23 protein-coding genes are annotated in these 26828 nt (G+C 47.0%); 14 read left to right on the plus strand and 9 right to left on the minus strand.

Annotated elements, in window-relative coordinates; all coding sequences use genetic code 11:
• Positions 1-91 precede the first annotated feature (91 nt).
• Positions 92-1621 carry a DUF3612 domain-containing protein gene (locus KO531_RS13690; protein ID WP_219251442.1) on the minus strand — a complete coding sequence of 510 codons (1530 nt, stop codon included), beginning with the start codon at positions 1619-1621 and terminating at the stop codon, positions 92-94.
• Between the two features lie 255 nt (positions 1622-1876).
• On the opposite strand from KO531_RS13690, the gene KO531_RS13695 reads away from it, so the two are divergent.
• Positions 1877-2440: a malate synthase gene (locus tag KO531_RS13695; RefSeq protein ID WP_011845404.1), complete on the plus strand. Its 564-nt coding sequence runs from the start codon at positions 1877-1879 to the stop codon at positions 2438-2440.
• Positions 2441-2726: 286 nt separating this feature from the next.
• Complete coding sequence (locus tag KO531_RS13700) at positions 2727-3677, plus strand: putative sulfate exporter family transporter (RefSeq protein WP_219251443.1); 951 nt, start codon at positions 2727-2729, stop codon at positions 3675-3677.
• Between the two features lie 23 nt (positions 3678-3700).
• Here KO531_RS13700 and KO531_RS13705 read toward each other — a convergent pair whose 3' ends face one another.
• On the minus strand, positions 3701-3847 hold the full coding sequence (locus KO531_RS13705; RefSeq protein ID WP_105253023.1) for a hypothetical protein: 147 nt from the start codon (positions 3845-3847) through the stop codon (positions 3701-3703).
• 113 nt (positions 3848-3960) lie between these two features.
• Complete coding sequence (locus KO531_RS13710; protein WP_105250726.1) at positions 3961-4506, minus strand: LuxR C-terminal-related transcriptional regulator; 546 nt, start codon at positions 4504-4506, stop codon at positions 3961-3963.
• A 145-nt stretch (positions 4507-4651) separates the two neighbouring features.
• On the opposite strand from KO531_RS13710, the gene KO531_RS13715 reads away from it, so the two are divergent.
• Genes KO531_RS13715 through KO531_RS13730 form a run of 4 tightly spaced genes read left to right on the plus strand, consistent with a single transcriptional unit; the run spans position 4652 to position 10257 of the window.
• Positions 4652-5875: a metal transporter gene (locus KO531_RS13715; RefSeq protein ID WP_219251444.1), complete on the plus strand. Its 1224-nt coding sequence runs from the start codon at positions 4652-4654 to the stop codon at positions 5873-5875.
• Positions 5872-6900: a membrane fusion-like protein gene (locus tag KO531_RS13720; RefSeq protein WP_219251445.1), complete on the plus strand. Its 1029-nt coding sequence runs from the start codon at positions 5872-5874 to the stop codon at positions 6898-6900. The genes KO531_RS13715 and KO531_RS13720 overlap by 4 nt, the downstream gene beginning before the upstream one ends.
• A 1-nt stretch (position 6901) precedes the next feature.
• Positions 6902-9955, plus strand: coding sequence for a CusA/CzcA family heavy metal efflux RND transporter (locus tag KO531_RS13725; protein ID WP_219251446.1), 3054 nt, complete (start codon positions 6902-6904; stop codon positions 9953-9955).
• On the plus strand, positions 9952-10257 hold the full coding sequence (locus KO531_RS13730) for a DUF3240 family protein (RefSeq protein WP_173497814.1): 306 nt from the start codon (positions 9952-9954) through the stop codon (positions 10255-10257). Before KO531_RS13725 ends, KO531_RS13730 begins: the two co-directional genes overlap by 4 nt.
• 66 nt (positions 10258-10323) lie before the next feature.
• On the opposite strand, the gene KO531_RS13735 is transcribed toward KO531_RS13730, so the two are convergent.
• The 3 genes from KO531_RS13735 to KO531_RS13745 all read right to left on the minus strand — a co-directional run bounded on the left by KO531_RS13735 (position 10324) and on the right by KO531_RS13745 (position 13940).
• Positions 10324-10959, minus strand: coding sequence for a paraquat-inducible protein A (locus tag KO531_RS13735; RefSeq protein ID WP_173497953.1), 636 nt, complete (start codon positions 10957-10959; stop codon positions 10324-10326).
• Positions 10960-11072: 113 nt separating this feature from the next.
• Positions 11073-12263, minus strand: coding sequence for an HD-GYP domain-containing protein (locus KO531_RS13740; protein ID WP_219251447.1), 1191 nt, complete (start codon positions 12261-12263; stop codon positions 11073-11075).
• A gap of 306 nt (positions 12264-12569) precedes the next feature.
• Positions 12570-13940: an ABC transporter ATP-binding protein gene (locus KO531_RS13745; protein WP_219251448.1), complete on the minus strand. Its 1371-nt coding sequence runs from the start codon at positions 13938-13940 to the stop codon at positions 12570-12572.
• Positions 13941-14455: 515 nt separating this feature from the next.
• Here KO531_RS13745 and KO531_RS13750 point away from each other — a divergent pair.
• Positions 14456-15814, plus strand: coding sequence for an isochorismate synthase (locus tag KO531_RS13750; protein WP_219251449.1), 1359 nt, complete (start codon positions 14456-14458; stop codon positions 15812-15814).
• Between the two features lie 21 nt (positions 15815-15835).
• Here KO531_RS13750 and KO531_RS13755 read toward each other — a convergent pair whose 3' ends face one another.
• Positions 15836-16576 carry a transporter substrate-binding domain-containing protein gene (locus KO531_RS13755; RefSeq protein WP_219251450.1) on the minus strand — a complete coding sequence of 247 codons (741 nt, stop codon included), beginning with the start codon at positions 16574-16576 and terminating at the stop codon, positions 15836-15838.
• A 205-nt stretch (positions 16577-16781) separates the two neighbouring features.
• Between KO531_RS13755 and KO531_RS13760 the strand changes: the two genes are divergently transcribed.
• Positions 16782-17441 carry a 7-cyano-7-deazaguanine/7-aminomethyl-7-deazaguanine transporter gene (locus KO531_RS13760; RefSeq protein WP_219251451.1) on the plus strand — a complete coding sequence of 220 codons (660 nt, stop codon included), beginning with the start codon at positions 16782-16784 and terminating at the stop codon, positions 17439-17441.
• A gap of 100 nt (positions 17442-17541) precedes the next feature.
• The gene (locus KO531_RS13765) at positions 17542-18000 is read left to right on the plus strand and encodes a GNAT family N-acetyltransferase (RefSeq protein WP_219251452.1); all 459 of its coding nucleotides are present in this window, start codon (positions 17542-17544) and stop codon (positions 17998-18000) included.
• Positions 18001-18339: 339 nt separating this feature from the next.
• Here the strand turns inward: KO531_RS13765 and KO531_RS13770 are convergent, their stop codons facing one another.
• Together KO531_RS13770 and KO531_RS13775 are read right to left on the minus strand one after the other, a co-directional pair.
• Positions 18340-20493: a cache domain-containing protein gene (locus KO531_RS13770; RefSeq protein WP_105250737.1), complete on the minus strand. Its 2154-nt coding sequence runs from the start codon at positions 20491-20493 to the stop codon at positions 18340-18342.
• A 1-nt stretch (position 20494) separates the two neighbouring features.
• Complete coding sequence (locus KO531_RS13775; protein ID WP_105250738.1) at positions 20495-21877, minus strand: sigma-54 dependent transcriptional regulator; 1383 nt, start codon at positions 21875-21877, stop codon at positions 20495-20497.
• Between the two features lie 284 nt (positions 21878-22161).
• On the opposite strand from KO531_RS13775, the gene KO531_RS13780 reads away from it, so the two are divergent.
• From KO531_RS13780 to KO531_RS13800, 5 genes are read left to right on the plus strand one after another with little or no spacing between them, the layout of a single operon-like run.
• Positions 22162-22986, plus strand: coding sequence for a substrate-binding domain-containing protein (locus KO531_RS13780; protein WP_131524430.1), 825 nt, complete (start codon positions 22162-22164; stop codon positions 22984-22986).
• Positions 22983-23690 carry an ABC transporter permease gene (locus KO531_RS13785; protein ID WP_168826136.1) on the plus strand — a complete coding sequence of 236 codons (708 nt, stop codon included), beginning with the start codon at positions 22983-22985 and terminating at the stop codon, positions 23688-23690. The genes KO531_RS13780 and KO531_RS13785 overlap by 4 nt, the downstream gene beginning before the upstream one ends.
• Before the next feature lie 3 nt (positions 23691-23693).
• On the plus strand, positions 23694-24404 hold the full coding sequence (locus KO531_RS13790; protein WP_173248426.1) for an energy-coupling factor ABC transporter ATP-binding protein: 711 nt from the start codon (positions 23694-23696) through the stop codon (positions 24402-24404).
• Positions 24388-24978, plus strand: coding sequence for a molybdenum cofactor guanylyltransferase MobA (mobA, locus tag KO531_RS13795; protein WP_113940167.1), 591 nt, complete (start codon positions 24388-24390; stop codon positions 24976-24978). Before KO531_RS13790 ends, mobA begins: the two co-directional genes overlap by 17 nt.
• Positions 24979-25014: 36 nt before the next feature.
• Positions 25015-26826, plus strand: coding sequence for a bifunctional molybdopterin-guanine dinucleotide biosynthesis adaptor protein MobB/molybdopterin molybdotransferase MoeA (locus KO531_RS13800; protein ID WP_219251453.1), 1812 nt, complete (start codon positions 25015-25017; stop codon positions 26824-26826).
• Positions 26827-26828: the final 2 nt, after the last annotated feature.

Raw genomic sequence — 26828 nt, forward strand, 5'->3', positions numbered from 1 at the left:
TGATCCCCTCTTGGTCGGGTGTGGGTTGAAGACCCACGACGTTAATCAAGCGCAGCTTGATAATAAAATCACAACAGTGATTAACCCAAACTTATTCCCCATCGCACTGTGACTTACCTGCTTGATAGCAACTGGGTTGGCGTGGGCATACGGCGCCGCGAGAGCAAATAAGGCGGGCGTCGTTTTTAATCCCGCGTTCTATCCAGTTGATATTGAGGATTTTTGCGACGCTCACCAGATCGCTTTTAATGTGCTTGGGAATAGTGACTGAACCGCCGCTGGCGACACAGGCATCTTTCAGGTCGTGGGCGATAGACAGGGCATCTTTACCCTGTGCTTCAATCGCTGGATTTAAATCTATGCCAGCACAGAGAACATGCGGGTTGCCAGCCGAGTCTTCGACTTTAATCGACTCACAGCAGTAAATACGTGGTTCGTTGCCGACGTTTAAAATCGAAATCTGTGCCGAAGTACCGACCGTCGGCTCACTGATCATCCTAAAGACGGCCCAATGCTGACAAGGGTCTTCCACTAGTCGCATATTGCCCCAAGGCAGTGGAATCCCGTTACCACGGTAAACGGCTTTGAGTTTGCCTGGTGCGTAAGCGTCGAAATAATGCCAATGGGGATAAGGAGATACCACTGTCATGCGCCGCATGGCGACTGAGGCTGACACTTGCAGTTGCTTGTGTACTTCAATCTCATAGCCGTGGCGGTCGAGTAATTGGCGATAAGGCACTTTAGGGCACAGCAGCGCACCGGCGAAGAAGCTCGATTCAAAATCGCGCCACGCATGCAAGATATCCTGCGCGTTCAAGGTATTGGACTGCATACCCGCCTCTTCATCCACTTCTAATTTGCGGCCTGAGATCATCACACTCTTGAGGCCGTCCTTGTTGTGCAACACGCAATGACCTATGTGCACGGCTAAATCATATTTGAGTCTGTTGGGGCGATTTTTGAGGATTTTATTTACATAAATCGTGCTCGGCGGCTCAATAAATGAGGTGACCAACTGACGCGAACTCACGCCCATTTCATCGATAACTTCCTGCGGCGTACTGTCTATCCACTTGATTTTTAATCCCATTTCCTTAGCGATATCCAGCATATCGTCCAAAGATAAGGGCATACGTTTGAGGCCGACTTCTTCAGCGGCACGTTCAAGATCGGGGAAATGATTTTGATGGTGTTCTTGATGGGCACGGATCAATAAATGGGCAAACTGCCGACCTGAGATCCCTGTCTGCGACAGCATCTCAGGTATCGCTATTTGTAAAATATCATTGGAAAACAAAAAGCTGGGTTCAAGTGCCATACCACTTATGCCACCACGTCGGCCCTTGTCTGGCGTAATGGCGTTTTCTTCGGGCACATCGTCTAAGAACCATTCGGCGTCTTTTTGAAAAACCGCGGCGATGACTGCCAGCATGCCGGCACTCGGCACACGCTTGCCACGTTCGATCATCGACAAATATGACACAGAAGGCGCACTTCCCGCGTCGACTCGAATGCATCGTGCCGACAAATCTTCCATAGTTAAATTATTACGTTTCCGTAGGTTACGTATTTTTGTGCCTAGGAAATGTGATTTTCTCATCAAGCTCTGATCATTGCGCATTTTGTAAAATTCACAGTGTAAAATTTTTATTGTGAAATTGTAGTCAAAAAAAGACTAGACTACAAATCAAGCAATCAAGGAAAGGCTAATGCGAACAAGCTAAGCCATTCCAGTACAAGAAATGCTTAACCACTCCCACTAAAAGTGGCTAAGCACTCAAAGCGGACAAACCAAATTGAAGACAAACTTTGATAAGCCAAAAGTTAAATCAAAACCCTGAATTTTTTTAAATTGAAAGAGTGAGAGGAACAAGCGATGAATATGTCAATTATCAAGAGCAACCAGATCCAACCGAATCTAAACAGCCTCATCGCAGAAGAAGTGCTAGCCGTGGCCCAAGTGAATGTCGCCGAGCACGAGAAGATCGCTAATGCGAAACAATTCCTCGACCGCCTCTTTCCACTTAACTCTGGTTCACACCAAGATGTGAGCAGCTATGTGGTTTACTACCAACACCTGTTGGCCTTTTTTGCCGACGGCAGCCACAGTGGTTTACGTCAGCCAAAACAGTTTGTGGCCTTTAACGGCACTAAAGATGCGCCTTGCGCCATAGTGTTACAGGACCTAGGTTGCCACGTTGAACTCAGTTTCGACCGCAGTGGCATGATAGGTGCGAGAGACGTTGCCAATCTGGAAGATATCCAAATCGGAACGTCATTAAACATGGTAGTCGGAACACCAGAGTCACGTTCTGCCGCATCGCGCCATTGGCTCAGCCTATTACATGCGGGTATGTCCAGCGCCAACGACACCCAAGATAAGTTGTTTACCGCAAAGGATGGCAGCGATTACAACTTGAAAAGTATCGTAAATTTATAATTTCACGTTTTGTAACCTCGCCATTTATTATCTAGCTAAGAAGATGAACTGAGCTCAGTTCATCTTCTTCGATTTACCCTCCTGCTTTGCCAAACCTTCTAAGAGTCAATAAAATTGATTAACTAGATAAGTTTAATTGATTTTATTGAGGATCATACACACAGCTATAATGCCCTCTTGCATCTGTCTCCATGATCAATCCAATTGATCGCCATTTTGTATCCGTCGCTTAATGTGAAGATCTGTGGTTGGAACGATAAACCGAATCGCTCGAGCCTAAGGCGTTATGAATTCTTCATCAACATCACAGCAAGATAATAAGACTCATCGCATTGTTTTCATCTGTGCGGGTTTGTTATGCCTCGCGCCTTTTATCTCATCGCCCATGGCGCTAGTGCTCGGTTTTACCTTAGCCAGCCTTGGTTGGGTGCCAGTGCAATGGAATATCGCCGCACTCACCAAAAAACTCCTGTCTTATTCGATCATTGGCTTAGGGTTTGGGATTAACTTAAACGCGGCGATCGAGGCGAGCACCCACAACTTCGGCCTGATTGTTGGCTCAATCTTTTTCACCCTCAGCTTAGGGTTTGTGCTCACCCGCGCCCTGAAATTTGATCATGTCACGGGACACTTAATCGCCTCTGGTACCGCTATTTGCGGTGGCAGTGCCATTGCCGCAGTCGCTCCGGCCATCAATGCGCGTAACGATCAAACCGCCACTGCATTAGCCTGCGTATTTGTGCTCAATTCAGTCGCGCTATTTTTATTCCCTGCACTCGGCCACTTGCTCAATATGAGCCAATACGATTTTGGCGTGTGGAGTGCCATCGCCATCCACGATACTTCATCGGTTGTTGGCGCGGCTTCAGCCTACGGCGATGAAGCCTTAAAAACCGCAACAACCATAAAACTCGCCCGTGCCCTGTGGATTATTCCGATAGCATTGGTCAGCGCTATGTTGTTTGGTGGCAATAAGCGCAAGCTTAACCTGCCGTATTTTATCGGTTTTTATTGTTTAGCCATTGCCGTGGCCCATTGGTTGCCACAATTCCACGCTGTTTATGACACCTTATTTATGGTGTCGAAACGGGCATTAGTCCTGTGTTTGTTTTTGATTGGTGCAGGAATTACAGTGCAGAAGATGCGGGCGAGTGGCCCCAAACCTTTGTTGCTTGGGGTGATGCTGTGGGCAGCGATTGGTATCACGTCTTTAGTGTATATTCTTTATTTTCAATAGCTAAGATTTAACTCAAAGCCAATCTACTCTGCTGTCGGCTTCATTCGCCAAGCCCAGTAGAGGACGCCAACAAAGGCGGAGAATTCGATAAGTGAGCGCACGAGTCCTGTGGTTTGCGTCGAAGCGACCAAGGCAATCAGGCAAAACACGATAATCAGCCAGTTTTTCAATTGCATCTTCCTGCAAACTTAGGGGATGCTCATTATTGTTTAGAACTAAAAACTCAGCAAATATCGATTTTCAATAACAAATAGCTATAACAGCTAAGCCAATCCTGCGTTGATTAAGCCGCCTTAGGGCTTGATGCCGCTTCATTCGCAGCAAGATCTTGATTATGTTCTTGAATAAAATCTTCCATAAACCAAGCACAAAAAGTATGGCGTCCATCGACTGCCGCTTTACCGTAAATGGTCGATGCCTGTTGTCTGACGGTTTTTTCTTTAGTCTGGCGCACTTCAGCAATTTCTTTAAAACTTAAACCCTTAAGCAGTAAAAATGCCACTTGCTGCTCACTCTTAGTAAAGCCCCAAGTCTCGAATTGCTGCGACACCGCTTGGCTATATTCTTGTCTGGCAGAGCGCATTTGCGTCGACATATTGTCGATTTTTTTATCCGCATGCTCCAACCGTTTAGCCAACGCTTTCACTTCGCGGGAGCGACGAATAAGGTCATAACTTAAGTACATGGCACCAATCACAGTGAGCACTAATAACATGGCTTCCTGGGCAATATGCCATTGGGGAATGCCCAATTGAATGTCGGAAGTGATGTCAAAAAGCTTAAAGCATATGATCAAGGCCAACAGACCAATAATGACAAGATCCTTCATCGAAAAACTCCTAAATAAAAGCAAAATCAACCCATTAATTTATGGGACATATGTACCATAGACGGTTTTATGATACATGTCCCCCACGACTTTCGCCCACCAATCCCTACACTAACAGCACACTTTATTACCATAGAATCGTCCTATGTCTGTCAGTACGTCTTGTATCAAGTTATGTCTGTTGGCGACCTTAGTCAGCAGCAGTTTCCTGTGCCACGCCGCGCATTCCGAGCTATCTCAAGCACTCACCACCAGCCAAGCAAGATTACATTCTCTATCTCAATCAGGCGGTCAGTTACCGCAATCACAAATAAGCTTAAGCAGTTCATCTTGGCTCAATGGCCTGCCGAGCATTAGCTTGAGTCACTTAGGTAGCCTAGATAATGGTAACAGCTACGAGCAGGAACTCTCACTCAATTTGCCAATAAAATCCCCTGCTTTGCACAGCAGCGATAAGCAAATTAAACAACTCACCCAAGGCATTCAGGTGCAACAAGCCGCGCTGCAAGGCCTGTATTTATCGGGATTATTGCGACAAAGCCTGTGGGAACATCGTCTTGCTGCAGTGAAACTGGCCCAATTAGATCGCAAGAGCCAATTACTCGACAAGCTTCATAGTCAGCAAAAGCAACTCACAGATGCGGGCGAACTGCCGATTGCCCACATACTCTTGTTAGAACGCGAACTGGTGGATATTGCACTGGAGCGGGTCGATCTTAATCAGCAACAGGCCGAGGCGCGTGCCCTCTATCAACAACTCACCGGACAAGAGCAAATACCGCAGAACATAGCCGAAACCGCGCGGCCACTTTCTGCCAACAACCAACCCAATGACATGCTCGCGCAGCATCCATTATGGCAACTATTGAGCCTGCAGAAGCAGCAACAGCTGTTGATCATCCAGAGTCAGCAAGCAGGGAATAACGATCCTTGGGCTGTCTCACTCACGGCCAAAAATACCGCCGATAATCAAGTCGATGATCAACAACTTGGCATCGCCGTTTCTGTACCACTGACCTTAGGTTCTGCCCTATCACAAACCGAATTATCCCAATGGCAACAAGCCAATACCGAGCACACGCTCAACCTCGACCGTACCTATATCGAGCTAAAAACTCAGCTTAAAAAGCTAGAGCAACAGCAACAAAACTTACTCGACAAACAAACATTGCTAACCCAAGCCTTACACCTTAGCCGCACCATCACTGAAGAGCTGGCCAAGGTCAAAGACCAAAACCAAGTTAGCTACGAAGTCTGGCTGCGCCGCTATATGGATGCGCTCGATACCGAATCCCGCTTAGCACTGAACCAAGTCGCGCAGCAACAACTGCACTCCCAACAACTGCAAGCCTTAGGAATCTCATTATGATGGCCAAGTACGGCGCATGCCTTTTCTGTTTATCCGCCAGTGTTGCCACTTTAGTGCAGGCTGAATCCTTAACGATAAGCTCCCTCGGTAATTTAGACCTGAGCTACGTACAACCACAGAAAGTCGCCAGTTATGAGGGCAGCCCGTTGCCCGCGCAGGTTGAAATCCTCCCCGGTAACGATTATTGGATCAGCACGCCGGAGAATATCCAGCAGATCAGCTTCCTCGTCGGCCAAGGCCAGCTCGTCACTAAAGGCCAAGCAATAGTTAAACTGACTGGGCCAGAAGTGTTCCACTACCTCACACAAGTCGAAGCTGCTGGCAGCTTATATCAACTGGCAAAGAGCCGTTATGAGCGCAATAAACCCTTATTAAACAATGGCAGTATCAGCGCCGAAAAATGGCGCGAGATCAGCCAAGACTACTTCAGCACTCACCTCGAATACGAGCACATGCAGCATTTTATGGAGATAGTCAAAAGCACAGATGCCACCACAGACTCCCTAGTGGTAGGCACGCCAGTGGCGGGGATCGTTAAACTCAACCAAGTAAAAGGGCCTTATATGGCGGGTTCGCAGCTATTCTCACTGGTGCACAGCGACAGCATTCGCGTCAAGGTCAGTGTGCCTATGAGTCAGTCGCACTCACTTTCGGCGGTGAATATCAATCAGTGCCATATAGCCATTGAGTCCGTGTCGGCCATCGCCGAAGGTGCCTTTGTGACCGCTTGGTCATCACCCTTGCCGCAGGAATGTAACTTACTGTTAGGACAACAAATCACTGTGATACCCGAGTATCAAAAGGCGGTGTATTTATTGCCTAAAAATAGCGTATTCAGTTGGGAGCAAGACAGCCAAGTCTTCACTAAAACCGCAGACACGCTCACCTCGATTACGATCGATATTCTCGGTTCAACCCCAGAGCAATATATCGTTGAAAGCGATCAAGATCTCAGCCAAATCCAAGTGTTATCCCAGTCAGTTGCTGCAGTCAAAGGCATAATGCTTGGCCTAGGAGGCGAATAAGATGTTGACCTCAGTCATCCGCTTTTCGCTTACGCAGCGCTTATTTGTGCTGATTGTGGCGCTGATCATCATGTTAGCGGGAGCGCGAGCCTGGTTTTCCATTCCCTTGGATGCCTTTCCCGATATTTCGCCCACCCAAGTGAAAATCATCCTCAAGGCGCCCGGCATGACGCCGGAGGAAATCGAAGCGCAAATTACCGTGCCGATTGAAACCGAACTGTTAGGTATTCCCCATCAATCGATTCTGCGCTCGACCACTAAATACGCCATCAGCGATATCACCCTCGATTTTGACGAAGGCACAGATATCTATTGGGCGCGCCAGCAGGTGAGCGAACGCATCGCCGCCGTGTGGGACAGTTTCCCTGAAGGTGTGACGGGCGGCGTAGCGCCAATGAGTACGCCGCTCAGCGAAATCTTTATGTTTTCACTCGAAAATCCCAATCTTTCGCTGATGGAAAGACGGCAGTTGCTCGAATGGGAAATCCGTCCGCTACTACGAACCGTTGCAGGTGTCGCCGATGTGAATATCCTCGGTGGCTATGCCAAAAGCTTTAGTGTGACACCCAAACCTGCGGCTATGGCGGCCGCGGGCGTAAGTTTTGCGGCGCTGCAACAGGCGATAGTTGAGAATAATCACAACGAAGGTGCGGGCAAGCTCACCATTGGTACAGATACCATCATAGTGCGTGCCGAAGGTCGCATCGATGACATCGACGAGCTCAAACAATTAGTGATCAAGGCCGATGATGCCAGAGTGTATCGACTGCAGGATTTAGCCGATATTCAAATTGGCCACTTAGCCCGCTATGGCGCAGTCACTAAAGACGGCAATGAAACCGCCGAAGCCTTGATCATCGCCCTGAAAGACGCCAATACCGCACAAGTAGTCAAAAACATTAAAGAAAAACTCGATCAAATCAGCCTAACCTTACCAGAAGGGAGCCAGATCAACACCTTTTACGACCGCGCGAATCTGATCAATACCGCGATTGAGACCATCTCCAATGCCTTATTCGAAGCCGTAGTGTTGGTGATCATCTTGCTGGCGCTATTTTTAGGCAACGTGCGCGCCGCATTGGTCGTATCACTCTCGCTGCCTCTTGCCGCGTTGATGACGTTTTTGATGATGGATTACTTCAATCTTTCTGCAAACTTAATGAGCCTAGGCGGACTGGTTATTGCCATCGGCATGTTAGTGGATTCATCTGTGGTCGTAGTCGAAAACATGGTGAATCTCATCGCTACTAAGCAGAGATTACCGCGGCTGCATTTGATTTTTCGCGCGACCAAGGACGTTGCCATTCCCGTGGTGTCGGGCACAGTGATCGTCATGATAGTGTTCTCGCCCTTACTGACCTTGAGCGGGCTTGAAGGCAAACTCTTCACCCCAGTTGCGGTCACTATCGTGTTTGCCATGCTGTCGGCGCTGGTGTTGTCGTTAACTGTCATTCCGGTTATCGCTTCTTATCTCGTCAACGAAAAAGCCGCCAAGGAACCTAAGGCGATTGAAAAGCTTAAACAGTTTTATCTGGTCAGCCTCAAGAGCACGTTTAGCCATCAAAAACGCTTTATGGTGATCGCCTTTAGCTTGCTTATCGTCAGCCTAGGGCTGTTCGGGTTAGTGGGAAAAACCTTTATGCCGACCTTAGATGAAGGCGACATTATCCTGCAGCTGGAGAAATCCCCGTCGATTTCACTCGAAGCTTCGATTGCCATCGACAAGCAAATTCAGCAAACCTTGCTGGCTAAAGTTCCTGAAATCAAACAAATGGTGGCGCGTACTGGCGCGGATGAAATCGGCTTAGATCCCATGGGGCTCAATGAAACCGATGTATTCTTAGAACTTCTGCCCCGCAGCGAATGGCGCTTTGCCAATAAAGAAGCGCTTATCGATGCGATCCGCACTGTGTTATTGGACTATCCCGGCGTTAATTTTAACTTCACTCAACCGATACAAATGCGCGTGTCCGAAATGCTCACTGGTAGTATTGGCGACGTGGCGATTAAGGTCTTTGGTAATGATATCGACACCTTAGGCCAGCTCACGAGCCAGATCCAACAGCTCGTTAATGCCACCAGCGGCAGCGTCGATGTGAAAATGGCGATGATCGAAGGCAGTCCTTTTATCAACCTCACCTTAGATAACGAGCTCGCCCGTGGCTTTGGCATGAGCACCATGGAGTTTGCTCGCTACCTGAAAAGCCAACTCGAAGGCGTGATAGTGACCGAAGTGCTGCAAGGTAAGAAGCGCACACCCGTACTGATGGCTAATAATCAGAGCCACTTAAGCAGCATTAATGAGCTTAAAAATCAGTTACTGGTGATGCCAGATCACTCCTTAAAACGCCTGAGTGATGTCGCCACCTTAAGCTATAAGCAAGGCCCCATCCTTATCGAGCGTGAGCAAGGGAATCGCTTTTCAGTGATCACCACCAACGTGCAAGGTCGCGATATTGTGAGTTTTGTAGAAGAGCTCAGCGCTAAAATAGCAAAGGAAATCAAACTCCCGAGCGGTTATAGCGTAAGTTTTGGTGGTGAGTTTGAAAACCAACAACGGGCCACCAGCAATTTACTACTAGTGATCCCCATTGCTATCGCACTGATCACTTTGATTTTATTCACCACATTTGGCTCACTGGCCAAAGCGGGCTTAATCCTCGCCAACGTTCCCTTCGCTATGATGGGCGGCATAGTTAGCCTGTATTTATCGGGGGAATATTTGTCCGTGCCCGCCTCAGTTGGCTTTATCGCCCTACTTGGGGTTGCTGTGCTCAATGGCGTGGTGATGGTCAGCTATTACGAACAAACCAAGCACATGTTCAGTAATCTGCGCGAACGGGTAGAACAAGGTGCAGCGCGGCGTTTACGCCCCATTTTGATGACGGCGACAACGGCCATGTTTGGTCTTATGCCGCTAGTGTTTGCCTCAGGTCCTGGGGCTGAAATTCAAAAACCTTTAGCGATTGTGGTGATTGGCGGTCTGCTCACTTCAACCATAACCACACTGTATTTACTGCCAATTCTGTATTTTTGGCTGGAGAAACGTAAATGAGCACAGAACAACTGTTAGTACTGATCGCCCAAAATGATATTAAGGACGACATAGTCGATACCTTGATAGAGTTGGAGTTTCTATCGGGCTTTAGCCTAGGGAATATTTGTGGTTTTAGCCGTGAACACAGCCATTTTAATATCAAGGAACAAGTGGAAGGTTATCGGGAGTTCTGCAAATTCGAAATCATGCACCCCGCTACGCAACAAGCCGCGCTGCTCGCTGCTTTGGCGCTGGTCTGCAAACATAATCCCTGTCGCTATTGGATTATGCCCATCTATCAAAATGGCACTTTGTCCTAACTCGCTGAGCGGTTAAATCTCGGCATCCCGACCTTATCGCTAAGGTCGGGATGCCTTATAAAATAGCTACAAAATTGGCGTTGGACGCCGCACTAAAAAACCACTCAGGATCGATAAAATGCAGTAAGCGGTAAAGAAGTAAAAACCGTTTTCAAATTGCGCTTGGGTTTTTAACATTTCCCCCATGTCACCTGAGGCGTTCCCCGCCATAAAGGTGATGATCAGCGCTATCACAAACACATCGGCCATCGACCACTTGGCGAGTGCGTTGACGACGGCATTAATCCTCAGTTTCAGGCCAATCGAGCTAACACATTGCTGTGCCAACATTAAGCTCAACTTCAAGGCTGGCACTATCACACTGAATAACATGACTAATCCCGCGACGAGCCCATTCCCAGAGTGATAAAGTTCGGTTACCGTCCCCCAAATACTACGAGTCTTCTGCAACACTTGGACTTCACCTTTAAGGCTATTAAACCCAAGCAAGCCACTGACCATGCTTAACATACCGCGGGCACTTTCACGCCCAGAGTCCTCATCAAAGCTTTGGGCAACTTGCTCTATGCCTTGTTCCGCCAGCTTGGCCTTATCGATACTGCCGCTGATACTCAAAATAGGTTGAGTCACCCCAGGGATTAACAAAGCCAAGGATAAGAGAATGATAAAAATAGGAAATAGTGATTTCATAGCACTGTTCATAGCATTGCTCGACCAGAGAAATACTTTCAGTTTACGGTTTTTAGCGCAGGCTCTGCAATCATTCACACCAGCCATCGACTCAGATGACCGGCATTTAAGGTAGGATTTGAAGATTAATAGAAAGGAGTCGGATCGATATCTAATGTACTCGGTGACACACCGCGTTCAATATAAAGTTCAGATTTTAATAAATCCACCATAGCGACATCAGTGTAACGTTTTACTTTTAAAGAATAAAAACACTTTACGATTGGATGTAGCGCATCCCTATCTTTCGAGGCCCAAACAATACCAACACGACCATCCGACAATTCAACTAAGGAACCCACAGGGTAAACACCAATACAACGAATAAACTCATAGACCAATTCTTGATCCAAATGGAATGGCGTCAGACTGAGTAAAATTTTAAAGGCCGCGGCAGGGCTCATCGCCTCTTTATAACATCGCGTTGCTGTTAAAGCATCGAAGATATCAACGATACAACTCATACGGCCATGGCGGGGGATTTCATCACCCTTCAAACCCCTTGGATAACCTCTGCCATCTAACTTTTCGTGGTGCATTAAGCAGATATCTTTACTGATCTGCGACAATCCATTAGTTTCGTTCATAATTTCAAGCGCATACACTTGATGCAGCTTCATATGTTCAAACTCTTCTGGTGTCAATTTACCCGGCTTGTGCAGCACTTTATTGTCGACTTTAATCTTGCCAATATCGTGTAAAATCCCGCCGACCGCCATTTCCCGTAGCATGACGCGATCTAGCTTTAAGTATTTACCAAAGGTAACCAGTAGAAAGGCAACATTCACTGAATGTTCAAGTAGATAGGCATCTTTTGAACGGAGTGCAGACATACATTTAAGCGCATCAGCATCCAACATCACTGACTCTATCATGGTATCGGCTAACGCTTCGAAGGGGGCAACTTCGATGGCTTTACCTTCGAAGGTCTCAGATAAGACTTTACGAATGAGGTCTTTCGCCTCGGTAAGCATGACTTTAGCTTGAGCTTGTTGCTTATCGCGGCTAATGAGCGCTTTTTTATTGTCAGTTTGATTATCGTTAGTGATTTTTTTCTTTAACCCACAATGTTCAGCCGAACGATCAGCGTCTACCCAAACAAATTTAATACCACTTTTAGCTAACTTTAAAATCGCATCCTTGTGTTTAATTTGTCCTGCATTTGCAATAGCAAGTTGACCTTTATCATTTTTGTCTATGGCACTGACAAACATACCTAATGTCAATTGCGACACAGGTAATTTGATAAGTTCAACTGATTCTGCCGACTCACTCATATCTACAACCCCAAGGATGATGTGCCTGAATAAAATATCAACTTAACCATACGACATTAAAGCGACTTACGCTCAAATGTTCTGTTGTTATTTTTGATTATTATAGAACAGACGTGAGGGGCATTCTAAGACGAGGATTAGAAAATCACCATAGACTTTCTTGGTAAATAAAGGGTCCTAAACAAGATACGATGAAATCAGAGCTTAAGGCGTCGATTAGGCCCATTTCAATCTCTCATTATTTCAACAAATGCCTAAGGGCTAGGCATTCAAAACCAACGACCCTCACGCGCGAAAAGCTCACAACTACCCCACATAACGCTCAGCCATTTCAGTTGACTCTTCCACCAATAAACCATTACGTAAACTCAGTTGCCGTGACACTGCACTGTGTTCAATGCTTCTGTGAGTACTGAGCAAAATAGCGCAACCTTGGGAGCTTAACCGCTTTAGCAAGTACCACACTTTGCCGTAGTAATGCTTATCCATCCCCGCCAATGGATCGTCCAAAAGCAGCACCTTAGGGCGTAAACAGGCAAGTGACGCTAAGGCAATCAAGTGCTGTTGGCCGTAGGATAATTTGTGGGGCGACAGATGGGCTAAGCTAAATAAATCCAACTCGTCCAACATTTGCACCGCTCGCTCTTTGGGGAGTTCAAAGCGCCTAAGGCTAAACTGCATTTCGGCTAGCACGTTAGACTCAAATAATTGTCGACTCGGCCTTTGCATCAACAGTCCCAATTCAGCGCCATAAATCCCCAATTTAGGCCTTCGCCCTAGCACTTTAAGGGGAAGACGCTGCCTTAAACTGTGCACGCCCGCTATAGTTTTCAATAGACTCGTTTTACCAGAGCCGTTGTCGCCCACTAAGGTCACTATCTCCCCAGCTTGCAATTGGAATCCTTGTGGACACGCAAATAACATGGGACAAGCATCGAACCCAAAATCAAAGGCTTCGGCGCTGACCAAGACTTTGCCTAAATGCTCAAATTTAGCTTGATGTCGCCACGCAGGCGCTTCAATTTGTGGCGCATCGCTCACGGTATAGATGCCTTCGGACAACTTGCCAGCCTCTAACTGCCAATAATGCTGAATAATCTCGGCGAATGCCGAGGCGTTATGCTCAACTAATACTAGCGCCATACCATCTTGGATAAGATTACGAAGCACGACCAGCAGCTCACTCACACCGTGATCATCGAGTTGTGCCCAAGGTTCATCGAGCAGCAGTAAATGCGGCTCTGACACTAGTTGGGCGGCGATCATTAAGCGATATTTTTGACCGAGGGAAAGCGTGCTGACTTGGGTATCGAGGCGCAGATACAAGCCCACGCGCCGCAGTGCTAATTGCACTTTAGGTAGCATTTGCTCGGCGGGAATACCGAGGTTTTCTAAGGCGAAAGCCACCTCGGCACCAACGGTTTGCCTTAGTAGCTGAGTTTGTGGGTCTTGCATTACCAGACCCGTAACCAATTGAGGATAACGCCAGATATCACCTTCATGCGGGCGATTTAACACGCCCGCCAGTAGATTTAGCAGACTCGATTTTCCTGAGCCCGTAGGACCGCTCACGCAATGGCATTGGCCGGTACCAATCGCCAAGTTAATTTCCTGCAATACCGTCGGTAACTGGCTGCCATAGTTGAAGCTAACGCCTTCGAGATCTAAGAGTTTCATGCTATATCTGCCTATAAAGATCTAACGAACAGTCTATGACAAGGCTTCACCCTAGTCGTCTTTTCATTCCCACGGCGAGTCATACGTTAATAGACATCTAACTTGTCACGTAGAAAATTTAAGATGTGCAAGCTATTGTGGACCGCGATTATTCTGTCTCAACCGAAAAACGTTTAAAAACCAACCTAGATCGACTAATTACGACAAAGGGAAAGTACATTTAACGACTAAGAGACAAAATGTCCACCGAGGGTGACTTGCCCGACAAAAAGACCCACTCAAGTCACATTTTTTATCAGCGTAAAATGAGACTATGGCGAAAGTCACACGATAGGGCCTTACATCTTGACACACTCGACCGTGGCCTTTAATTTGAGCGAAAGATTCTTATTTACAGACTAAAATCACTACAGGTAAATGGCTTGTAAAAGAGGACATTAACCTGAGTCGAATTTACTGACGCTGACAGAGTGACCTTCAGCTTTCGCCTTCATCCGTTATCTTTGGAGTTCTATTTGCCCGTTCATGCCCTGTCTGAAGACCTTAAGTCTCTCATCGACAAACTCATTCAATTAAAGCAAGTTCCACCGACGGAACCGATAGTGCAGTTGTCACTAAATACTGTCGCTATGCCTTTAATTTCATGGCTGGCATCACAGACTCAATACCCAAGGATCTACTGGCATGGGCGCGACAGAATCGAAGAAGTCGCGGCGATAGGGGCGTGCAAAGACTTTAGATTTGAAACCGGAATCAATGATCAGCAACTGGCCATGGCCTACCAAGAGCAGCGAGCCTTATCGACGAATCAGAATATTCGCTACTATGGCGGTGTTGCCTTCGATCGCACTATAGAGTCTTGGCCTGAGTTCGGTAATAGCCGCTTTATCCTGCCGCGCATTGAATTTAGACGCAGTGGGAACAAATTTAGCCTATTAGTGAATCTTAATTTTGCTGATAATGATCACCATAGCGAGATAGATAAGGCCATCGGCGCTATCGAAGCCGTCATGCCTGCTAAGCCACTCTCGCCACCTAAAAAGATCGTTCCACTTGGGCGCAGTGACAAACCTGATTTTGAACGTTGGAAGACATTAGTCGAGCAAGTGGTGGATCCTAAGTCCAATCAAGATACCCCAAAAGTCGTGTTATCCCGCTTAACACAACTTGAAGTCAACGAACCTATCGATCCTTGGATGGTGCTGGCTTGCTGGCAGGGCCGTAATCCCAATAGTTTCCAGTTTGGCTTTCAATTTAGCCCAGATCGCACTTTTATCTCTTGCTCACCAGAACGTTTATTCCGCCGCCGTCAGCAAGAACTATTTACCGAGGCACTTGCTGGAACAACGGTACGCGGTCTCAATCAAGAAGAAGATGTTGCGCTGGCGAACGCTTTATTAGAAGACAACAAAAATAGCGTTGAAAACCAACTTGTTCGCAGTCACATAGTGAATATGCTCACGCCGCTGAGCAATTATGTTGGCGCCGATGAATTAGCGACTATTTTTAAACTGAACCATATTCAACATTTACACCGTGCAATTCGAGCCGAATTAAAGCCGGGCGTAAATGATTTTCAACTGTTGCAAGCCCTGCATCCTACTCCTGCAGTTGGCGGCTTGCCGCGGTATTCAGCGCTAAACTTTATTCGTCAACGTGAAGGTTATATTCGTGGTTGGTACGCCGGTGCCTGCGGCTATTTCAATAAATATGAGAGTGAGTTTTCGGTAGCGATCCGCAGTGCGCTGATCGAACCAGGTCGGATTAACCTATTTGCGGGGGCGGGAATTATTGCAGGTTCTGAGCCCGAAGCTGAGTGGCAAGAGCTTGAAAATAAACTCGCAACCATAATGTCGATTTTATTCGAAATGTAATAAGCCTAGTAAACATTAAGACTATTCAGCGCCGTCAGCCCTTCGTTTTTCAATCGTTTCAAGGTAAAGCCTGTCCTGTTCACCCGAATCGATTAAGCGCTTATGTGCAAGGTCAAAATGTTGTTTCAACATCTGGCCTTTCTCGGTGTTAGCGAAAACAAAATAGGTTTCGGCCTTGAGTACACCTTGAATAATCACAAAATTTTGTGGCGCCTTTAATTTAGGAACAAACGTAAGTAAATTAGGTTTGTAATCTAGCACGGCATCTATACGTCCAGCATTTAAGCTATTGAGCATAGTCAACATATCGCTACTTTCTTCGTAATACATAGGCACAGGTGTCAGCATATTGTATCTGTAGGCCAGCATGGCCTGAACCTTCTTGTGGGATAGGCTTTCAATACCGGTCCAGCCTGCTGCTGCCTCGGCAGTAACAGCCACATCGATAGAGTCCACTTCAACCATATTCTCTGTTAATAGCCCCTTTTTAATATCACCCTTGTAAACGCTGAGCGTGATATCGGTACGATTGTGCTCAACAAGATATAAACTGCGGGCAAAAGGCATAAACTGCACATTGAGTTGCCATTCTGGCTCAGGGAAAATCCGCTGAAGTAACTCGAAGTAGTAACCCGTTTTATCACGATTGGCAAATCCCTCCCAAGTTGACGTTGCGACATTGACCACTATCGGCTGAGCGGCGGAAACAGATACAGGTAACACAGCTAAAAATAAGCAAAAAGTAGCAAAAAATCGTCTCATGGCTATCCTCCTTCGACGTATTCAAAGTGTAGAAGAGTTTTCATTCTATGTGCACATTTAAACAGCAGACTTGCATCTTAAAACTCGACCACTATAATGGCGACCCGATTTCAGCACGCTGTCATCGGCAATAAAGTCGTAAACATAATAAATTGAATATTAGCGGGTTCCCTCACCCCGCCCTACACAACTAAAAAGGCCACATATGTTAATGTTAACCACAGCGCAGCTTCGCCGCGCTTTATTCCTATTAGTAGGATTCCACATACTGATTATTTGCGTCAGCAACTACTTAGTACAATTGCCATTTCAACTGTTTGGCTACCACACAACTTGGGGGGCATTCAGCTTTCCGTTCGTGTACTTAGCCACAGATCTCACTGTCCGTATTTTTGGCCAACAAGCCGCACGCAGCATCATACTCAAAGCTATGATTCCCGCTTTGATGATTTCCTACGTGATGGGAGTGATGTTCCATCAAGGCAGCTTTCAAGGTACTGATTCACTTGCACAGTGGAATACCTTTGTGTTCCGAATTGCCTTTGCCAGCTTCGCGGCTTATTTGATTGGTCAGTTGATGGATATTAAGGTTTTTGCCCGTATTCGAGCCAGTCGCTCTTGGTGGGTCGCCCCAGCCGCCTCAACCTTAGTCGGAAATCTGGTCGATACTTTAGTCTTTTTCAGTATCGCCTTTTACGCCTCTTCCGATAGCTTTATGGCAGCCAATTGGCCCGAAATCGCTACAGTCGATTACGGCTTTAAGCTAATCGTGAGCTTAGGCCTTTTCCTACCGGCATACGGTGTTTTGCTAAAAGTCTTACAGGACAAGATTTTGCGAGCCAATCCGCAAGAATCAATTTCCTGATTAACCCAACTGGCCAGACCTGTTATAATTTAACCAGTTAATAGCTCAGCCCTGCTCCTGTTAACGCGCGAGTGGGGCTTATTTTTTATGAGAGTAAACTATGTATTCTATTGAAATTAAAGCAGAGTCAAGTTTGACTCCCGAGTTAGCCGTTCAGCTTATCCAACTTAGCCAACAAATCCCAGAGCTCGATCACCCACTCACAAACGAAGTGTTGGACCAGCGCTTACAGGGCAAGACATGTTTGATCTTAGTCGCATATGTAGAAGGTGAATTGGCAGGGTTTAAACTGGGTTATGAGCAAGAAGAGGCTATATTTTATAGCTGGTTAGGTGGCGTTGCATCCGACTTTAGACGTTTAGGCTTAGCGCAGAGTCTACTCGAATATCAAGAAACTTGGGCACGCCGCCATGGCTATAATCATATTCAGGTGAAAACGATGAATCGTTTTCCTGCGATGCTTAATTTATTGATCAGTAATCAATATTTAATTACTGAACTAACAGCCGATCCTAAAAGCTTAGTCGATCATAAACTGTATCTGTGCAAGTCGATCTAAACCGTTAATGGATGAGGGCAAAACGATATTTGTAAAGATGTGCACTTTTTGCAATAAATAGCTTGCAAACACAATTGAGAATGATTATCGTTAACGTGCGTTCCAAAACTCATCTTTAACAACGATGACTGGTAATCGACGTTGTTATGGAGCTCCTGAGTTTGCAAGCACGACATTGCTCACACACACTCTTTGTGGCCGGACTCATCATCCGGCTTTTTTTTTGCCTAAAAATCAGTAATGCAAAGCCACATAATACAAAGCCAGCAATCGCTCGACATATTTTAATTCAAACTTAATCAGCCAAATACAACACACTGCCTATCTAACGGGATAAGACTAATCTGCAGACATATCGCTGTAGTTGCCCGCAAAGTGTAAGCCATCGTAGGGATTATTTTGCTGATCTTCCTTCGCTTCATGATACAAACCTATGGTAAATAAAGACCCTTTACCCAAAGTTGAACTCACTTCTATCGTGCCACCAATCCGCTTGATAATGCCGTAACTGAGCGAAAGACCTAAACCAGTGCCATCCTTACGTGTGGTATAAAAAGGGTCGAAAATCCGTCCAAGCTGCTCTGGCGCTATCCCTGAGCCTTCATCTTCCACTTCGATTTTGACGCCAATCGGCATATCCTGCTGCACCCAGTCATAGGTTCGCACCCAAATACGTCCTTTACCGTCCATCGCATGCGCCGCATTCACTACAAGATTAATCAAGACTTGCAACAACTGCGGACGATTAACCTGTACTGGACAACTGGCGTTTAACTCAGTGATCAACACGACTTCTTGTTTTTGAATCGAATGTCGCACCAACACCAACATTTCTTCGATAATAGGAGTCATCGGATGCATTTCTAGTGGTGCGTTGAATTCGCCTGGTCGGCTGTATTGCAACAGGCTACGGATGATAGTGCTGATCCGCCCAACCTGTTGAATGACTAGATCAATTTCTTCTTTCACTACTTCTGCATTATCGCCAAGCTCGTAGCGCAGTAATTCCATATTGCCGAGGATAACGGCCGTCGGATTATTGATTTCATGGGCGATACCTGCGGTCAATTCGCCAAGAGCTGTGAGCTTCTCGTTAGTGACGAGCTGTTGACGCGTTTCGTTTAGTAATGCCACGTTACGTTGCAGCTCTAAGGTTTTATCCTGCAGGCTACGAGTACGCTCTTCAACCTTCATTTCAAGCTGTTCTGCCGCCGCTTGAATTTGGGCATTTCGACGCTGTAGCAAGTCAAGCATACTGTCAAATTGCTCGGCTAAGTTCGATAACTCATTATCCCTATCTAATCCTAAGGCGCCGATACGAATATTGCGCCCCGACTGCACAGCTTGTACAACATGGTGAATACGTTCAATGGGCTGCAATAAACTATAAGCACCGCGATAAACCAGCAGGCCAGAGACCAACAGCACTAACATTAGAATCGTGCCTAGCTCTATGATATTGAGTAAATAATTATGGATAAATGGCGATTCAGAAAAGCCGGTATAGATCATACCGACACGTTGGCCGCGAACATCTTCCAAGGGGGCATAAGCGGAAATAAACCAATCGTTAAATACGAAAGCGCGATCGACCCACTGCTCGCCTTGAGTTAACACTTTGTCTTTCACTTCCTCCGACACTAAACTGCCAAGCGCGCGGCCCAGCGTCTCATTGCCTGTGGGATAAAAATGCAGCGGCACGTTGGTGGAAATACGGATGTTATCTAAGAAGATGGTCACAGTGCCGATGGAACGCTCGGGCAAGGTGCCTTTGTCGTATACCAGATCACGAATGTGGTCAACAATTCGAGTATCGCGATTAAACAAGATCCCACCATCGAGATACCAAGCCACTTTGCCTTCCATATCAGGGACGGGCAATAGGCTACGGCTCAATAAACCACGTTCTTCAACGGTTTTAACGGGGCTCTGCGCCCGCAAGGTTGCAACTATCGGAATGCTCGCAGTGATAGCCAATTCGGGATCGATACGTGCTAAACGCTCGGGCGGCAGCACCATCAAGCCGGAGTAAGGTAATAAACCGTCTAACTTAGGAAGGATTTGTCGTAAATCGGGGTCTGCGGCCGCTTCGGCAACACTAACTAAACGCAAATAATCGAGATTTAGCTGTTTTTTCTGTTCAAGAAGAAAAGCATCAATACTGGCTCGGTAGCTGACTTCGCCACTTAATTCTTTACCACTGAAAAGTGGCCTAAAGTCATTTTGAAAAGTCCAAGACGTCACCACACGTTCAAGTTGTTTTTCTTGGCGTACTTGCACTTGCTGCAAAGTGTTTTCGGCAACAGATAAGTCAGCTTTAACCTTCATAAACAGCTGCTTACCTGTATAACTGATGTTCCAGTAAATAGTGATAAACACTAAACTCACCAGTGTCAGTAGAATGGGCAGTAACGTCAGGATTAATATGCGATAGCGCACCTTGGCCTGCATTTGCTGCCAACTGACACCAAAAAAGTGAGTGAAGAATGACACTCTATGACTCCTGTTCGCCACTAAAATCAAACCACTCTTTATACTTGCGATCTAAGGTTTTGCGCGATACGCCTAAATCCCTCGCCGCGGCAGACTTATTGCCAGAATGTAAGTCCACAACACTGGTCACATGGTGTTTTTCCACGTCTTTCAATGGCCAATCCAATGGATAACCCGATGTGGATAAAGACTCACTCTTCAGCTGTTGCTTCCAATATTCCGCTGGCGGTTTGCCCAGCAAAATACAACGCTCAATCATGTTGCGCAGTTCACGAATGTTACCAGGCCACTCGTGTTGCTGTAGTTTCACCATATCTTCATGGCTCCATACGACTTCTCTTACCCCTAATTCAGCGGCAAGTTGGCGAGTGAAATGATGGGTTAACTCCACTACATCTTCGGGTCTATCACGTAATGGCGGGATTAAAATATCGAGCACATTCAGCCGATAATATAAGTCTCGACGGAAATTCCCTGCATCCACTTCATCAATCAGAGTACGGTTAGTGGCCGCGATCACTCGCACATCAATGTTAACTTCTTTCTCGCTGCCCACAGGACGAATCGCTTTTTGCTCTAATACTCGGAGTAAAGCCGTTTGCATTTTCAGTGGCATTTCGCCAATTTCATCGAGAAAAATCGTCCCGCCCGAGGCAAAACTGAATAAACCTTCACGATTGCCTTTCGCACCCGTAAAGGCACCGGCGGTATGGCCAAACAATTCACTTTCGAGCAGTTCAGGAGCGATAGAGCCACAGTTAACTGGGACAAAAGGTCCCTGACGTCCACTAAGCAAATGCAATTGCCGTGCGACTAATTCCTTACCCGTGCCCGACTCACCTTGGATCAAGACGACGGCATTGGTCGGCGCCACACGTTCGATGATATGTTTCACCGACTTCATGGCTTCACTGCTGCCAATAATGGTCGATGAATAACCGATTGAAACCTCACGACGCAGCATCAAGTTTTCACGTTTAAGCAAGCGACGTTCGATACAGCGATCGACCGCAGTCATCATTTGTTCGAGGTGGAAAGGTTTCATGATGAAGTCAGAAGCACCAGCGCGTAGCGCGGTAATCGCGACTTCCATGTCAGCATAGCCAGTCATAAAAATGATGTCCGAACGACGCCCCTGCTCATCCAACGCTTCATGCCATTCGATACCCGAACGACCAGGCAGACGAATGTCGACGATAAGCAAATCGAAATGGCAACGGCTACGCAGCTGCTCAGCATCTTCGATACTGCCCGCCGTTTCGACTAAGGCAAATTTCTTCGAGAGTGCCTTATTTAAAAAACTCCGCATTCCGGGTTCATCATCAACAATCAGTACCGATACTGCCGATGGAAGAGGCTTGAGGTTATTATCTATCTGGCTCATATTGTCTGCTTCTGGACATTTTGACTCATTTGCGACCAATTCTAGCACTGAAAATAGATGAATAGGTCACTATGAACCATCAGAAGTTTGTCCTGAGACAATTTGTCTGTAGAGTATTTGTTAAGCTTGGGATCAAGCTCACAAATTAGGTTAAGCTGTGAAGAAAATGACCGCATTCTCAGCTTGGCATCTAACTTGCTTTCAACCGAACGTATTACAATTTACGAGACCTTCCACTCAGTAGGCATTTGAGTTGGAATCCTATTTTCCGCCAAGGAGTACCCATGCTAAACATGAAATCTCATATGAAGTCATTACTGGGACTGGTTGTTGCAGCCAGTATGTTCACTGTTTTACCCGCTCACTCGACTGAAATTATCAAGTTAGCCACCACCACCAGCACAGAAAACTCAGGCCTATTGAAAGAACTGTTACCTAAGTTCGAAAGTGAATCAGGCTACAAGGTTCAAGTCATCGCCACAGGTACAGGTAAAGCCCTGAAACTAGGTGAGCAAGGTGACGTGGATTTAGTCATGACTCACGCACCTAGCGCCGAAGCTAAATTCGTAGCCGATGGTTTTGGTGTTGAGCCCCGTGGCATTATGGAAAATGATTTCGTAGTACTTGGCCCTAAAAACGACCCAGCAAAAATCCGTGACAGCAAAACAGCCGAAGAAGCTTTCGTTAAAATGGCAAAATCAGGCGTGCCTTTTATCTCTCGTGGTGACAATTCAGGCACTCACATCAAAGAGTTAGAAGTATGGAAAGCGGCAAATGTTACTCCTAACTTCAAAGGTTATACTTCAGTAGGTCAAGGCATGGGTAAAACCCTGCTGATGGCAAACGAAATGCAAGGTTACACTCTGTCTGACCGTGGTACTTTCGTGGCTTATAAAACTAAGCTCGATCTTGCCGTTGATTTCGATGGTGGCAAAACCTTAGCCAACCCATACCAAGTCATTCTCATCAACCCTGCTAAATACCCAGATCTGAACCACAAAGGCGCTAAAGCATTCAGCGACTGGTTGATCAGCAAAGAAGGTCAAAGCATGATCAACAGCTTCAAAGTTGAAGGCGAGCAATTGTTCAAGGCAACTTATAGCGAATGAACGACGGCTGGCTAGCACTATTACAGCAGGCGTTAAGCCTGCTGTTTTCTTTAGACCCTGACGTTTGGTCCATCATTTCGATCTCGTTTTCGGTTTCTTTCGCGGCACTGCTGATCACGCTTGTTCCTTCCATGGTGCTCGGCTTTGTATTGGCGTTTGCACCATTTCGTGGCAAATGGATAGTCACTAACTTAGTTCAAACTCTGCAATCAATCCCCACAGTGGTTATCGGTCTACTCGTGTATTTACTGCTAACACGCAACGGTCCTATGGGCGATCTAAAATGGTTATTTACCCAAGAAGGCATGATTCTCGGGCAAATGTTCATCTGTGCCCCCGTGCTAATTGCAATGAGCCAAGCCGCATTCACTAGCGTTGATCGCAGAGCTTGGGAAACCTCACGCACCTTAGGTGCCTCTTGGTGCAGCGCAGTGTGGACAGTATGCCGAGAACTGCGCATGCCCTTACTGCTGGCGATTGTCGCGGCGTTTAGTCGCATTCTGACCGAAGTCGGCTGCTCTATGATGGTCGGCGGTAATATTTTAAACGTGACCCGTAATATTCCTACCGCAATCGCACTTGAAACCAGCAAAGGTGACTTCGCCCAAGCTATCGCCCTCGGGCTAGTGCTGCTAATCTTGGCCTTGATCCTCAACTTTGCCTTAGGTAGTTTACGCGGCAAAGCCATGCCAAGGAGCCATTAAGCAATGACTAAGGTCAAACTGATCGCCCGTGACGTAGAAATGTCCTTTGGCGCGCGCCTGTTATTCAAAGCCGACGTATTATCGCTCTGCCAAGGAGATGTGATTTATCTGCAAGGCGACAATGGCACAGGCAAATCAACCTTGATGAAAATTCTGGCGGGCTTAATGCCACCAACCAAAGGCCATATTGAGGCTGTCGGTTTTGCCAAAAATGCTTGGTGGCGACGCAATCCATTGTTAGGTAAGGCCGTTTATCTGCACCAACATCCTTATTTGTTCGACGGCACAGTAGAATATAATCTCACCTATGGGCTGAATTTCAGCTCAGAAACAAAAGCCAAGGCTAAACAGCGGATTACTCAAGCAATTGAGATGGCGCAGCTAGGGTCGCTGCTGCACGAAAGGGCCAGTAATCTCTCTGGTGGCGAAAGACAGCGCCTCGCGATTGCGCGCGCTTGGATCCTACAACCTAAACTATTAATGCTCGATGAACCCACCTCCAATATGGACAAGGATTCCCAAGAGCTAGTATTAAAAATGATCCAACAACTCAAACACGAAGGCACAGGAATGTTACTGAGTAGCCATCAGAATTGCGCGCTAACCGCCATCTGCGAACAACAGTGGCACATAGAAGGTGAGCGCGTGATGACCTCTTATCAACAGCCTGAATCTTTGCCAGCACAGGAGCCTTTGTATGTCATCGCAAATTGATGCCGTTATTCTCGCCGGTGGTATGGCCCGTCGCATGGGTGGCGACGATAAAGGTCTCGTCGAATTAAACGGCGAAGCCATGATTAAGCACACAATAGATAGAATAAAACCTCAGGTTAAGGAGATCCTGATCAACGCAAATCGTAACCAAACACGTTATGCTGAGTTCGGTTTTAAGGTGATAAGTGACGAGCATAGTGGTTTCCTCGGACCTTTAGCGGGTATGATCACCGCTATGGGCCAAACAGATGCGGACTACTTGTTGGTAGTGCCCTGCGACTGTCCACTCCTGCCACTCGACCTTGTTCCGCGTATGTTGGCAGCAATTGAAGCAGAAAAGGCCGAGATTGCTGTCGCCAGTGACGGTGAGTATGAACAACCCGTTGTTTTACTCTTAAAACCTAGCTTACGTGACTCGATGAAAGCGTTTCTTGAGGCGGGTGAGCGTAAAGTGGACTTTTGGTATATCAAACATCACTTCGTCGTAGCGTCATTCGCCGACCAGCCCAATGCTTTTGTGAATGTAAATACGCCAGAACAAAAACAACGACTAGCGATAGAAATCACCCAATAGCTAAAAAGGCTCCAATAACCCAAATTAGAGGTGCAAATGAGTAACCCCTTCGTCAATCCGCTCGCTATTCCCGTTCTCGGATTTTGTGCCTACAGTGGCACGGGGAAAACCACCTTACTCAAGCAATTGATCCCCGAATTAAATCAACGTGGCCTGCGCTTAGCCGTAATCAAACATGCCCACCATAATTTCGACGTAGATATTCCCGGCAAAGACAGTTACGAAATGCGCAAGGCTGGCGCGCGACAAATGCTGGTCGCCTCCCATGTACGCTGGGCGCTGATGACAGAAGATGCGCGCGATGGCGATCCTGAGTTAGTCCATTTACTCAAGCAAATCGAAGCCGACAAAGTCGATATTGTCCTCGTCGAAGGCTTTAAAAAGCTCGCATTACCTAAAATTGAATTGCACCGCGCCGCCCACGGCAAACCTTTTATCTACACCCAAGATGAGAATATCCTCGCCATCGCCTGTTGCGACGATACTCAATTGCCCAGCGACGCACTCCCGAGTGAGCTGCGCCGACTCGATCTCAACAATGTCTGCCAGATTGCCGATTTTGTGATGGAGTACGCCCAAAACTGGGAAGCGCCACTCCAATACCCCATTTCGGCCGTGGATGCCTGCGCCATAGGCGACAATAAAAACCTCAGCGTCAGCCAAGGTTTAGCGCAAATTTTATCCCATGTTTCACCCGTGGCAGAGATTGAAGACATCGAGTTAGACGCCTTAGATAACCGCGTACTGGCCAGCGACAGCATTTCTCCCGTCGACGTGCCACAACAAACTAATTCGGCGATGGATGGCTACGCCTTTGTCTATCAAGACCCAATGCCTACCACCTTAAAATTGGTGGGAGAGGTTCTTGCCGGTCATCAATATTCGGGCACGCTTAAAGTCGGCGAAACCGTGCGTATCATGACGGGCGCAACAGTGCCCGCGGGTGCCGATACAGTGCAGCCCCGAGAGCTTGCCAAGGAAGTCGATGGCATTGTTAGCTTTGAAGGCCGCATTCTTTCTGGCCAACACGTTCGCCTCGCTGGAGAAGATATTGCTCAAGGCCAAGTCGCACTCGCAAAAGCCACTCGCCTAAGCGCCGCCGAACAAGGTTTACTGGCCTCACTCGGGCTCAATCACGTGAGTGTATATCGCCGCCCAACTGTTGCAGTATTCTCCACCGGCGATGAAGTGAGCCAGCCTGGCGAAGTACTCAAAGCTAACTGCATTTATGACTCAAACCGCTTTACCATCAAAGCGATGGCAAAACGTCTCGGTTGTGACGTTATCGATTTAGGCATTATCGAAGATTCCGAAGCCGCCCTTGAAGCAACTCTCGCTAAAGCCGCCGACCTTGCCGATGTCGTCATTAGCTCGGGTGGTGTATCTGTCGGCGATGCGGACTACATTAAAACCGTGCTTGCACGCCTCGGAAAAATTGATTTCTGGCGGATTAGCATGCGTCCGGGTCGGCCACTCGCCTTTGGTAAAGTGAATGACAGCTTATTCTTCGGGCTACCTGGCAACCCAGTCGCAGTCATGGTGTCTTTCCTGCAATTTGTGCAGCCCGCTTTACGAAAATTAGCAGGTGAAGTGAACTGGCAAGCGCAGCTATTCCCTGCAATAAGTGATGAAACTCTACGAAGCCGCCAAGGCCGCACCGAATTTATTCGCGGGATTTATCAGCTTGGTAAAGATGGACGCCTACACGTTAGTAGCACGGGCAACCAAGGTTCTGGGATGTTAAGTTCAATGGTTAAAGGGAATTGCCTCATCATCATAGGGGATGATGCAGAAGCCGTGAATGCAGGTGAAACTGTATTTATTCAACCCTTTGCGGATCTGCTTTAGGA

The sequence above is a fragment of the Shewanella sp. NKUCC06_TVS genome, from assembly GCF_019345515.1.
GTDB lineage: Bacteria > Pseudomonadota > Gammaproteobacteria > Enterobacterales > Shewanellaceae > Shewanella > Shewanella oncorhynchi.

What these genes read in the sequence shown, in the direction of transcription:
- KO531_RS13690 (WP_219251442.1), bottom strand. Translation starts at nt 1,621, where the DNA reads ATGCGCAATGATCAGAGCTTGATGAGAAAATCACATTTCCTAGGCACA.
- KO531_RS13695 (WP_011845404.1), top strand. Translation starts at nt 1,877, where the DNA reads ATGAATATGTCAATTATCAAGAGCAACCAGATCCAACCGAATCTAAAC.
- KO531_RS13700 (WP_219251443.1), top strand. Translation starts at nt 2,727, where the DNA reads ATGAATTCTTCATCAACATCACAGCAAGATAATAAGACTCATCGCATT.
- KO531_RS13710 (WP_105250726.1), bottom strand. Translation starts at nt 4,506, where the DNA reads ATGAAGGATCTTGTCATTATTGGTCTGTTGGCCTTGATCATATGCTTT.
- KO531_RS13715 (WP_219251444.1), top strand. Translation starts at nt 4,652, where the DNA reads ATGTCTGTCAGTACGTCTTGTATCAAGTTATGTCTGTTGGCGACCTTA.
- KO531_RS13720 (WP_219251445.1), top strand. Translation starts at nt 5,872, where the DNA reads ATGATGGCCAAGTACGGCGCATGCCTTTTCTGTTTATCCGCCAGTGTT.
- KO531_RS13725 (WP_219251446.1), top strand. Translation starts at nt 6,902, where the DNA reads ATGTTGACCTCAGTCATCCGCTTTTCGCTTACGCAGCGCTTATTTGTG.
- KO531_RS13730 (WP_173497814.1), top strand. Translation starts at nt 9,952, where the DNA reads ATGAGCACAGAACAACTGTTAGTACTGATCGCCCAAAATGATATTAAG.
- KO531_RS13735 (WP_173497953.1), bottom strand. Translation starts at nt 10,959, where the DNA reads ATGAACAGTGCTATGAAATCACTATTTCCTATTTTTATCATTCTCTTA.
- KO531_RS13740 (WP_219251447.1), bottom strand. Translation starts at nt 12,263, where the DNA reads ATGAGTGAGTCGGCAGAATCAGTTGAACTTATCAAATTACCTGTGTCG.
- KO531_RS13745 (WP_219251448.1), bottom strand. Translation starts at nt 13,940, where the DNA reads ATGAAACTCTTAGATCTCGAAGGCGTTAGCTTCAACTATGGCAGCCAG.
- KO531_RS13755 (WP_219251450.1), bottom strand. Translation starts at nt 16,576, where the DNA reads ATGAGACGATTTTTTGCTACTTTTTGCTTATTTTTAGCTGTGTTACCT.
- KO531_RS13760 (WP_219251451.1), top strand. Translation starts at nt 16,782, where the DNA reads ATGTTAATGTTAACCACAGCGCAGCTTCGCCGCGCTTTATTCCTATTA.
- KO531_RS13765 (WP_219251452.1), top strand. Translation starts at nt 17,542, where the DNA reads ATGTATTCTATTGAAATTAAAGCAGAGTCAAGTTTGACTCCCGAGTTA.
- KO531_RS13775 (WP_105250738.1), bottom strand. Translation starts at nt 21,877, where the DNA reads ATGAGCCAGATAGATAATAACCTCAAGCCTCTTCCATCGGCAGTATCG.
- KO531_RS13780 (WP_131524430.1), top strand. Translation starts at nt 22,162, where the DNA reads ATGCTAAACATGAAATCTCATATGAAGTCATTACTGGGACTGGTTGTT.
- KO531_RS13785 (WP_168826136.1), top strand. Translation starts at nt 22,983, where the DNA reads ATGAACGACGGCTGGCTAGCACTATTACAGCAGGCGTTAAGCCTGCTG.
- KO531_RS13790 (WP_173248426.1), top strand. Translation starts at nt 23,694, where the DNA reads ATGACTAAGGTCAAACTGATCGCCCGTGACGTAGAAATGTCCTTTGGC.
- mobA (WP_113940167.1), top strand. Translation starts at nt 24,388, where the DNA reads ATGTCATCGCAAATTGATGCCGTTATTCTCGCCGGTGGTATGGCCCGT.
- KO531_RS13800 (WP_219251453.1), top strand. Translation starts at nt 25,015, where the DNA reads ATGAGTAACCCCTTCGTCAATCCGCTCGCTATTCCCGTTCTCGGATTT.